General features: G+C 57.6%; 8 protein-coding genes. 1 reads left to right on the top strand and 7 read right to left on the bottom strand.

Features of this window, described 5'->3' with window-relative positions; all coding sequences use genetic code 11:
- Positions 1–96 precede the first annotated feature (96 nt).
- On the bottom strand, positions 97–597 hold the full coding sequence (lptE, locus tag B2W52_RS00990; RefSeq protein ID WP_286801014.1) for an LPS assembly lipoprotein LptE: 501 nt from the start codon (positions 595–597) through the stop codon (positions 97–99).
- Complete coding sequence (gene leuS, locus B2W52_RS00985) at positions 584–3,145, bottom strand: leucine--tRNA ligase (protein ID WP_286801016.1); 2,562 nt, start codon at positions 3,143–3,145, stop codon at positions 584–586. The genes lptE and leuS overlap by 14 nt, the downstream gene beginning before the upstream one ends.
- A gap of 449 nt (positions 3,146–3,594) precedes the next feature.
- On the opposite strand from leuS, the gene B2W52_RS00980 reads away from it, so the two are divergent.
- Positions 3,595–4,143 carry a zinc ribbon-containing protein gene (locus B2W52_RS00980; RefSeq protein WP_008170105.1) on the top strand — a complete coding sequence of 183 codons (549 nt, stop codon included), beginning with the start codon at positions 3,595–3,597 and terminating at the stop codon, positions 4,141–4,143.
- On the opposite strand, the gene lnt is transcribed toward B2W52_RS00980, so the two are convergent.
- The 5 genes from lnt to miaB all read right to left on the bottom strand — a co-directional run.
- Positions 4,112–5,674 carry an apolipoprotein N-acyltransferase gene (gene lnt, locus B2W52_RS00975; protein WP_286801013.1) on the bottom strand — a complete coding sequence of 521 codons (1,563 nt, stop codon included), beginning with the start codon at positions 5,672–5,674 and terminating at the stop codon, positions 4,112–4,114. The genes B2W52_RS00980 and lnt overlap by 32 nt on opposite strands.
- Positions 5,664–6,509 (bottom strand): HlyC/CorC family transporter, encoded by an 846-nt coding sequence (locus tag B2W52_RS00970; RefSeq protein WP_008170107.1) that lies wholly within the window; start codon positions 6,507–6,509, stop codon positions 5,664–5,666. Before B2W52_RS00970 ends, lnt begins: the two co-directional genes overlap by 11 nt.
- Complete coding sequence (gene ybeY, locus B2W52_RS00965) at positions 6,506–6,979, bottom strand: rRNA maturation RNase YbeY (protein WP_008170109.1); 474 nt, start codon at positions 6,977–6,979, stop codon at positions 6,506–6,508. Before ybeY ends, B2W52_RS00970 begins: the two co-directional genes overlap by 4 nt.
- Positions 6,976–7,959 carry a PhoH family protein gene (locus B2W52_RS00960; RefSeq protein ID WP_008170111.1) on the bottom strand — a complete coding sequence of 328 codons (984 nt, stop codon included), beginning with the start codon at positions 7,957–7,959 and terminating at the stop codon, positions 6,976–6,978. Before B2W52_RS00960 ends, ybeY begins: the two co-directional genes overlap by 4 nt.
- Positions 7,960–8,514: 555 nt before the next feature.
- On the bottom strand, positions 8,515–9,353 hold an 839-nt coding region (miaB, locus tag B2W52_RS00955; protein WP_286801012.1), incomplete at its 5' end, for a tRNA (N6-isopentenyl adenosine(37)-C2)-methylthiotransferase MiaB.

Raw genomic sequence — 9,353 nt, 5'->3', positions numbered from 1 at the left:
AGCCCTTCATCGGGCCCGAAAAACAGGAAAACCCGATGTGTCGCGTCGCGGGCTTTGAGATAGGCGGGGAATCGGCTGCTGCTCATCTCCACCGGATCAGCGCCCCGAGAAGAAAACCGACAGCTGCTGGTTTATCTGCTCAGCCGCCACCAGCGCGGCGCGCCGCCGGGCGTTGTTGCCAGCGGACAGATTGGCAAACTCCGATTCCACCACGTTATAGGCGGCCAGATTCTGCGTTGATCCGGAATAGATGACCTGTTTCGTCTTGAGATCAACAAGGTCGAAATGACTGTTGAGCCGCATATTATAACGGGTCGTGGTGTCATCGCTCTGAATGGCGAGACCTTCGGACATTTCCTCGATCCGGATACTCAGACGATAGGACGGCTTTGCGGGAGTGCCATACGGATTGGCGAGATCCAGCAGCTCGTTGCGCAAGGTCTGGCCGGTGCGGCCGCGGATCGGTTCGATATAGGTGAGCGCCAGCTTTTCCTGCACATTGGCATTGCGCGTGGCGCTGCCATACAGCGGCTGGAACCCGCAGGCCGACAGCAGGCTTAAGATAAGAAAAACAAGGCTGACCCTAAATAACGACATTGACGATCCGGTTTGGCACGATGATGATTTTGCGAATGGCGGCATCGCCAATCGCATTCTGGACCGTTTTCTGCGCCAGTGCAATTTCTTCGATCTTTTCTTTCGTCTCGTCAACCGCCACCTCTATGGTGCCGCGCAGCTTGCCTTTGACCTGAACGGCGAGGGTGACCCTGTCTTCCACAATGAGGGAGGGGTCGGCTTCGGGCCAGCGGGTTTCCACCAATATGGTGTCATGGCCCAGCATTTGCCACAGCTCTTCCGCCAGATGCGGCATCATCGGGCCGACCAGCTTGACGATCATTTCCATGCTTTCACGCAGCGCCCATTTGATATCCGCCGCGTCGCTGAACTTCACTTCGCCCAGGGCGTTCATGAACTCATAGATGCGGGCGATGGCGTTATTGAAATGCAGGTTTTCAATATTTTCTGTAACCTGCAACACCGTTTTATGGGCGATCTTGCGCAGCTTCTTCGCCGCATCGGAAAATTCGCCGGGTTCCGCTGTGCCAATGGGGGCGATGGCGTCGACATTTTCAGTGATATAGCGGTAAAGCCGTTGCTTGAACCGCCAGGCGCCGGTGGCGCCCGCATCGGTCCATTCCATGTCGCGGTCCGGCGGGCTGTCGGACAGGACATACCAGCGCGCGGCGTCGGCGCCGAATTTTTCGATAATCGCGCCGGGATCAACGACGTTCTTCTTCGATTTCGACATTTTTTCGACCCCGCCGACGGTGACGGGCTTGCCGGTTGCGAGCTCCACCAGCTTGCCTGCGTCATTCTGGCCAACCTCATCCGGCAGCAGCCAGTCGCCGCTGGCCGATTTATAGGTCTCATGGGTGACCATTCCTTGCGTGAACAGCCCGGCGAAGGGTTCCGCCACATGCGACCAGCCGGTCTGCATCATGGCGCGGGAATAGAAGCGGGAATAGAGCAGATGCAGGATCGCATGCTCAATGCCGCCGATATACTGATCGACAGGCAGCCAGTAATCCACCTTGTCCCGCTCCACCGGCAGATCGGCGCGGGGGGAGCAGAAGCGCGCGAAATACCAGGAACTGTCGACGAAGGTATCCATCGTGTCGGTCTCGCGCGTCGCATCACCGCCGCATTCGGGGCATTTGACATGTTTCCATGTCGGATGATGATCGAGCGGGTTGCCAGGTTTATCAAAGGTCACGTCATCGGGGAGCTTGACGGGGAGGTTTTCTTCCCTCTCCGCCACCGTGCCGCATTTTGCGCAATGGATCATCGGAATCGGACAGCCCCAGTAGCGCTGCCGCGACAGGCCCCAGTCGCGCAGGCGGTAGTTGACGGTGCGCTTGCCGATATTCTGTTCTTCCAGGTAGCTGGCAATCTCGTCGAAGGCTTCCTCGCTGGTCAGGCCGCTGTATTTGCCAGAAGACACCAGCGTGCCTTTTTCGGTAAACGCTTCTTCCTGCACATCAATCTCGCGGCCATCGCGGGCAGCAATAACCTGCTTGATGGGCAGCTTGTATTTGCGGGCAAACTCATGGTCCCGCTCGTCGTGGCCCGGAACGGCCATCAGGGCACCGGTGCCGTAGTCAGTCAGCACGAAGTTGGCGACCCAAATCGGGATCTCTTCCTGGGTCAGCGGGTGAATTGCCTTGAAACCGGTGTCGATGCCGCGCTTTTCCATGGTGGCCAGCTCGGCCTCCGCGGTCTTGCTGTTTCGGCACTCCTCGACAAACTCAGCCACGTCCCGATGGCGCTCCGCCGCCTCTTTCGCCAGCGGATGCTCTGCGGCCACGGCCATGTAGCTCACCCCCATCAGGGTGTCGGGGCGCGTGGTGTAAACGGTCAGGCCACTGTCCCGGTCTTTCAGCGGGAAGGTCAGCTCGGTACCTTCAGACTTGCCGATCCAGTTGCGCTGCATGGTCTTGACCTGCTCAGGCCAGTCTTCCAGCTGGTCCAGATCGTTCAGCAGCTCTTCGGCGTAATCGGTAATGCGGATAAACCACTGGGGAATCTTCTTCTGTTCCACCAGGGCCCCGGAACGCCAGCCCCGGCCATCCACAACCTGCTCGTTGGCCAGAACCGTCTGATCTACCGGGTCCCAGTTCACCGTGGACATCTTCTTGTACACCAGCCCCTTTTCGTAAAGGCGTGCGAAGAACCACTGCTCCCAACGGTAATAATCCGGCTTGCAGGTAGCCAGCTCCCGGTTCCAGTCGTAACCAAAGCCCAACTGCTTGAGCTGGTTCTTCATATATTCGATGTTGGCGTAGGTCCACTTGGCCGGCGCGGTCTTGTTGGCAATGGCGGCGTTCTCGGCGGGCAGACCAAATGCGTCCCAGCCCATGGGCTGCATCACGTTCTTGCCCTGCATGCGCTGATAGCGGGAAATCACATCGCCGATGGTGTAGTTACGGACATGCCCCATGTGCAGCTTGCCACTGGGGTAGGGGAACATGGACAGGCAGTAGTACTTGGGCTTGCCCGGCTCTTCCTTGACCATAAAGGTCTTGTTCTCTTCCCAGAAATCACGGGCATTCTGTTCTACGTCACGGGGATTGTATTGCTCGTCCATTCCTGCCATTACCGAAATTACCTTGTGTGGAAAAATAAAAGCCTGTATCAAAAATCACGTCTGGAGCGAGCCGGACATTCTAACGCACACTAGCCTTTACAGGTAGTCTGCCAATTTTCTGTTCTTGTGCCAGACTTGCTGATATGGGGGTAGCGCTGGCGGCGATGACTCCCCGGGACACGCCGTGAATACGTCCGTGTAGGCTTGATCGCAGCATCCATGCTGCTCACAGTCCCGGGGAGTCATCGCCGCCAGCGCCCCAGGCATAAGCAGTGGAGTCGGCAGGTGTTTTCCCAAGGTTTGGGAGACGGGCTTCGACCTCTCTTTCCGGGACTGTCTGCAGCATGGATGCTGCAGTCAAGCGTACAGGGATGTATTCACAGCGTGTCCCGGAAAGAGAGGGCGCAGTCCGGCTCTTGCACCCAGATTTGCGGTATCAAGGAGTCAACATGACACAACCAGAAAGAAGTCATCTCTCAGGCAAGGCACTGGAAGTTTACGACCGTATGCTGGAGCGGGTAAAAACGCGTCTCCATGACCTGGAGGAAACATCGCTCCAGAACCTTGAGGAAGAAGTCCAGAGGGCGGTGGAGTTCGAGTACGAGCTGGAGGAAATGACCAGAGATGAAGCGGCCCTGCTCGGCGAATACCTCCAGAGAGATCTCGAGCACCTTCTGCACTTCGTGGAAGAGACCGGCGAAGGCCTGAGTGAATGGTTGCAGCTTGATATCGCCCTGCTGGAACACCAGCTGGCGGATAGCCTGTTCTCGGTTGCTGATAAAACCGTTGTCGACTTTCTGGAGCTCAAACAGAAACTGGAAAACAACGAAGTGGGCCAGTACATCTCGGGCGAGGTGGCCACCGCTGGTATGTTCCAGTGCCTGAACTGCGGGCACATGCGGTGTCTGACAGCCACCAGCCATCTGGAACCCTGTGAAGCCTGCGGCTCCCACTACTACGAGCGGGTTACGAGCCGCTGGCCGAAACAGGAGGAATAATCCGCTCCCGGACAAACACGATGAGAATAACTGCGAGGGTCAGGACCGGCCAGGAGCCAGTCTGCATGTAAGGCGTGCTGCCCGTGGCGGTGAACACCTCGCCGGTCAGGGTGGCGCGCTCGAACTGGGGGATGGTTTCGGTCAGTTCGCCCCGGTTATTGATGATCGCAGTCACGCCGTTGTTGGTGCCCCGGAGCATGTAGCGACCGGTTTCCAGTGCCCGCATTCTGGCAATCTGCAGATGCTGTAACGGCCCAATGGAATCGCCGAACCAGCCATCGTTGCTGATCGTGAGCAGCAGGCCCGCGCCCCGGGCATTAAAGGCAACAAAATCCGGATAGGCGACTTCATAGCAGATGAAGGGCATCACATTGACGCCATTGGCCTTGAGCGGATCCTGCCACTCCGGTCCCCGGCTGAAATCGCTCATGGGCAAATCGAAGAAACCAATCAGCCCCCGCAACACGCTCTGCAGTGGCACGTACTCCCCGAAAGGCACCAGCTTCTGCTTGTGGTAGATGCCCTCGCCGTTGCCGATGGCCATGATGCTGTTGTGAAACGTGAAATCTTCAATTCGGTCACTGAATCCGTACCAGGGTATGCCGGTAATCAGGGTGCTGTTGTCGCCCAGCTCTGCACTGATGTGATCGATGATCTTGCCAGCCTGATCCTGGGGAATGGGAATGGCGGTTTCCGGCCAGAGGATCAGATCCGTGTCCCAATGGTCTTCGGTCATCCCCAGATAGGTGACGATCTGGTCCTTCAGGAACTCCGGGTCCCACTTGATCTGCTGGGGAATATTGCCCTGCATGGCGGCAAACGAGGTAGGCTCCTCGTTTAGCTCCGTCCACTCGACACGGTTCATGGCCGGGGCAACCAGCCAGGGAATCAGGGCAACAAAGAGGGTAACGCCCGCAGCCACCGGTTTGGGGCGCTTCAGCAGCCACCAGCCGCCGTAAAGTGCGGCACCGGTCGCAGCAATCCAGAACGTGATGCCATGCACGCCGGTCAGAGGTGCCAGCCCGGCCAGTGGGCCGTCAGTGTGCGCGGTGCCCAGATACAGCCAGGGAAAGCCGGTGAGCAGCCAGCCCCGGAGCCAGTCGCCCAGGATCCAGATGGCCGGAAACAGGATCAGGCGCCGGGCCGGGCTGTCCTTGGCCAGTTTGCCCCAGAACCAGAAGGCCAGGCCGTGGAACAGCGCCAGGCCTGCAACAAAGAGAACCGTCAACAAAACGGCAATCGGAATGGCGGTATTACCGTGTTCGCTGATACTGACGTAGACCCAGCTGGCGCCGCTGCCGAACAGCCCCAGGCCAGTAAGCCAACCGGCCCGGAAGAGCTTCTCTGGAGCCAGCGGAACCGTCACGAGGAGAATAAGAAGGACTGAAACCGGTCCCAGCCACCAGAGGTTGAACGGTGAAAAGGTCAGGGTTTGCATGGCGCCGGCAACCAGAAGGGCTGCTGCGCCAAGTAATGCGTTTGAGGAAAGCGGGGTCTTCAGCGCTCTGGTATTTTTCGCGTCACTGTTCACTTCGGGTTACCTGCAGCAGACGGATTACACGGTTATCGGCGTTGGCAATGGTAAAGCGCAAACCGCCGAATTCAACCGATTCGCCCCGTCTGGGCAGGTGTCCGAATTCCTTGAGAACCACGCCACCGATGGTGTCGAATTCCTCTTCGTCCAGTTCGGTCTCGAAGAATTCATTAAAATCATCAATGGGTGTTACCGCTTTTACGGCATAGCTGCCATCGCCCCGGGCCTTGATGTGGGTCTCTTCATCAAAATCATGCTCATCTTCGATTTCGCCCACAATCTGTTCCAGCACGTCTTCAATGGTGATCAGGCCGGCCGTACCACCGTATTCGTCGACCACAATCGCCATGTGGTTACGGTTTTCCTTGAATTCCTTGAGCAACTGGTTCAGACGCTTGCTCTCGGGTACGAAAGTGGGCGGGCGCAGAATTTCCCGGATACGATTCCAGTTGAGGTCGTTGTTCAGAGCCAGGGGAAGCAGATCCTTGGCCAGAAGAACGCCAATCACGTCGTCCTGGCTGTCCCCGATGACCGGGAACCGGCTGTGTGCAGAATCCATGATTTCGCCCAGGAACTCCTTGGGCTCCTGGGATGCCTTTACGGTGACCATCTGGGAGCGGGGAATCATGATCTCATCCACCCGCATGTCGATCACCTGCATGGCACCTTCGATGATGCTCATGGCATCAACATCGATGATGTTCTGGGACTCGGCGTCCCGAAGGATTTCCAGCACGTCCTCAACGGACTCAGGCCCGCTGGAGAAGGCCTGGGATATACGTTCCAGCCAGGACTTGCCGCCCTGACTGCGACTCGACTGATCGTCGCTCATGAGTCTTGTTCCGTTTCCTCTGCTTCGTAGGGATTGCCGAATCCGAGCTGCGCAAGCAGTCGGACTTCGAGGGCTTCCATGACCTCGGCATCTTCGTCTTCAATATGATCAAAACCCTGGAGATGCAACATGCCGTGCACCACCATGTGCGCCCAGTGGGCGACCAGGGTTTTTTCCTGTTCCATGGCCTCTTTCTCGACAACCGGTGCACAAATCACCAGATCTCCGGCCAATGGCACCGTTATACCGGCTGGCGCCTCAAATGGGAAGGACAACACGTTGGTCGCGTAGTCCCGCCCACGGTACTGATGATTCAGGGCCTGGCTTTCTTCGGTTCCGACAATACGGACCGTCACCTCGGACGGATCCTCGCCCTGCCAGGCAAGTTGCGCCCATTTTTGAACCTGCGTCTCCGAAGGTATTCCTGGCGCCTCAAAAACCTGCTGAAAATCCACAGTCAGCTTATTCACTGGCCCGTCGCACTCCCGTCGTCAAAGGAATCGTAGGCTTCAACAATCCGCTGTACCAGCGGGTGCCGAACAACGTCCTTTGCTTCGAACCGTGTGAACCCAATACCTGATACCTTGCTCAGAACCCCGGCAGCGTGAATAAGCCCCGAATTCTGACCCCGTGGCAGGTCTACCTGAGTGGTGTCGCCGGTAATCACAGCCGTGGAGCCAAAGCCGATCCGGGTCAGAAACATCTTCATCTGCTCCCGGGTGGTGTTCTGGCTTTCGTCCAGAATGATGAATGAGTTGTTCAGCGTCCGGCCGCGCATGAACGCCAGCGGCGCAATCTCGATCACGCTTTTCTCAATCAGCCGGGTAACCTGGTCAAACCCAAGCATTTCATAGAGAGCGTCATACAGCGGACGCAGGTATGGGTCGACCTTTTGTGCGAGATCGCCGGGAAGAAAACCAAGCTTCTCGCCGGCCTCGACCGCGGGCCGAACCAGCAAAATCCGCTTCACCTGCTCGTCTTTCAGTGCTTCAACGGCACAGGCCACCGCCAACCAGGTCTTGCCGGTACCCGCCGGCCCAATCCCGAAGTTGATATCGTGGGTGCGGATATTGTGCACATACTTCTGCTGATTCGCGCCCCTCGGCTTGGCCTGAAGCTTGGGGGTCTTGATGACCGTCACAGCGCCATCGTAGGGCACGTCTTCGGGCAGGCGTTCAAAACCGGTTTCCCGGATAAACAGATGCACGGTATCCGGAGGAAGGTCATCGGTAGCCTCGGTTTCCCGATAAAGATGCCGGATAACCTCAACGGCCGCCGCCACATGCTCGGTCTCACCCTCAACTCGGAAATGATGGCCGCGCCTGCCGACTTTCACGTGCAGGCGTTTTTCAATCATCTTCAGGTTTTCATCAAACTGGCCACAAAGCGTCGCCAGCCGGCGCTGGTCCACCGGGTGCAGGTCAAATTGTCTGTGATCGTTGGCGTTCAAAAGTGCTCCGTTTTGGTTTGGGAGAACGAGTATCTGATGTTGGTGAAACGGGCAAGGGCCGGAAGGTGTTTCCAAAAAGCGCCCGTAAATACGTCCCTGTAGGGCTCGGTCGCGCCATCCCTGGCGCTCCACGTTTTTGGAAACACCTTCCGGCCCTCGCCCTGATCATTCTATGTGCAGGCCCGAATGCTAAAAAACAAGTAGATCGGAGTAGCTGGAGGCGTAATCCGACTGGTTTCTTCGTTACAGGCATGTTGCTCGATTACGAATTCGTCCAATCCAACCTACGAATGCGGAGCATAAACTGGGCAGACGGCTCTGGGGCCTACGGAGAGTGGTGGGGCTCCCCTCCCAAAAATGTCGGCGGCCAAGGATGGCCGACGCCAAGCGCACATGGGCGGAGCAAACGCTTTAGAAGCGAAGCTTCGCGTGCCGCGGAGCGACAGCAATCTACGATTGCTGGCTGGACCCGCTTGCGGGTGCTCGTAGCGGTTTTTGGGAGGGGAGCCCCACCACTCGCCAAACTCCAAACCCAAGACGAATAGGATCCGAGCTTTAGTAAAACTCCGAATTCACGGGCACACCGCGAAGTGAGTTGGGATAGGCCTCCACAATATCGACATCAATAAAGTGCCCAACAACCTCCGGATTCTCATGCCGGAAATTCACAATCCGGTTGTTCTCGGTACGCCCCGCATACTCACCAGGGTCTTTCTTGGACAAGCCAGTCACCAGAATCCGCTGAGTAGAACCCACCATCTTGCGGCTGATGTCCATCACGTTCTGGTTCAGGCGATCCTGCAGGATGCTCAGCCGCTGTTTCTTGATGTCCATCGGCGTATCGTCCGGCAGATCTGATGCCGGCGTGCCGGGCCGTGCGCTGTAAACGAAGCTGAAGGACATGTCGAAGCCGATGTCGTTGATCAGCTTCATGGTGTCTTCAAAGTCCTTCTCGGTTTCGCCCGGGAAGCCGATGATGAAGTCGGACGAAAAGCTGATGTCCGGGCGGATCTTGCGAAGGCGGCGGAGTTTGGATTTGTACTCCAGGGCTGTATGGCCGCGCTTCATGGCCGCCAGAATACGGTCGGAACCGCTCTGAACTGGCAGGTGCAGATGGCTGACCAGCTCCGGAACGCGCTCATAGACCTCAATGAGAGCATCAGAGAACTCCACCGGGTGCGATGTGGTGTACCGGATCCGGTCGATGCCATCAATGGTTGCGATCAGCTCGATCAGCTCCGCCAGGTCCATGTTGTCGCCGTCGTGGGTTTCGCCACGGTAGGCATTCACGTTCTGGCCCAGCAGGTTAACCTCGCGAACACCCTGGCTGGCGAGGTGGGCCACTTCGGCGATCACATCGTCTGCCGGGCGGCTGACTTCTTCACCGCGGGTAT

This window comes from Marinobacter sp. UBA2498 (assembly GCF_002341575.1).
GTDB classification, from domain to species: domain Bacteria; phylum Pseudomonadota; class Gammaproteobacteria; order Pseudomonadales; family Oleiphilaceae; genus Marinobacter; species Marinobacter manganoxydans.
The sequence above is the reverse complement of the archived record's forward strand: the minus strand, read 5'-3'. Positions and strand labels throughout refer to the sequence as shown.

Bases quoted from the DNA above. Each gene is read 5' to 3' on its own strand.
- B2W52_RS00980 (WP_008170105.1), top strand. From the start codon at position 3,595: ATGACACAACCAGAAAGAAGTCATCTCTCAGGCAAGGCACTGGAAGTT.
- lptE (WP_286801014.1), bottom strand. From the start codon at position 597: ATGTCGTTATTTAGGGTCAGCCTTGTTTTTCTTATCTTAAGCCTGCTG.
- B2W52_RS00970 (WP_008170107.1), bottom strand. From the start codon at position 6,509: ATGAGCGACGATCAGTCGAGTCGCAGTCAGGGCGGCAAGTCCTGGCTG.
- leuS (WP_286801016.1), bottom strand. From the start codon at position 3,145: ATGGACGAGCAATACAATCCCCGTGACGTAGAACAGAATGCCCGTGAT.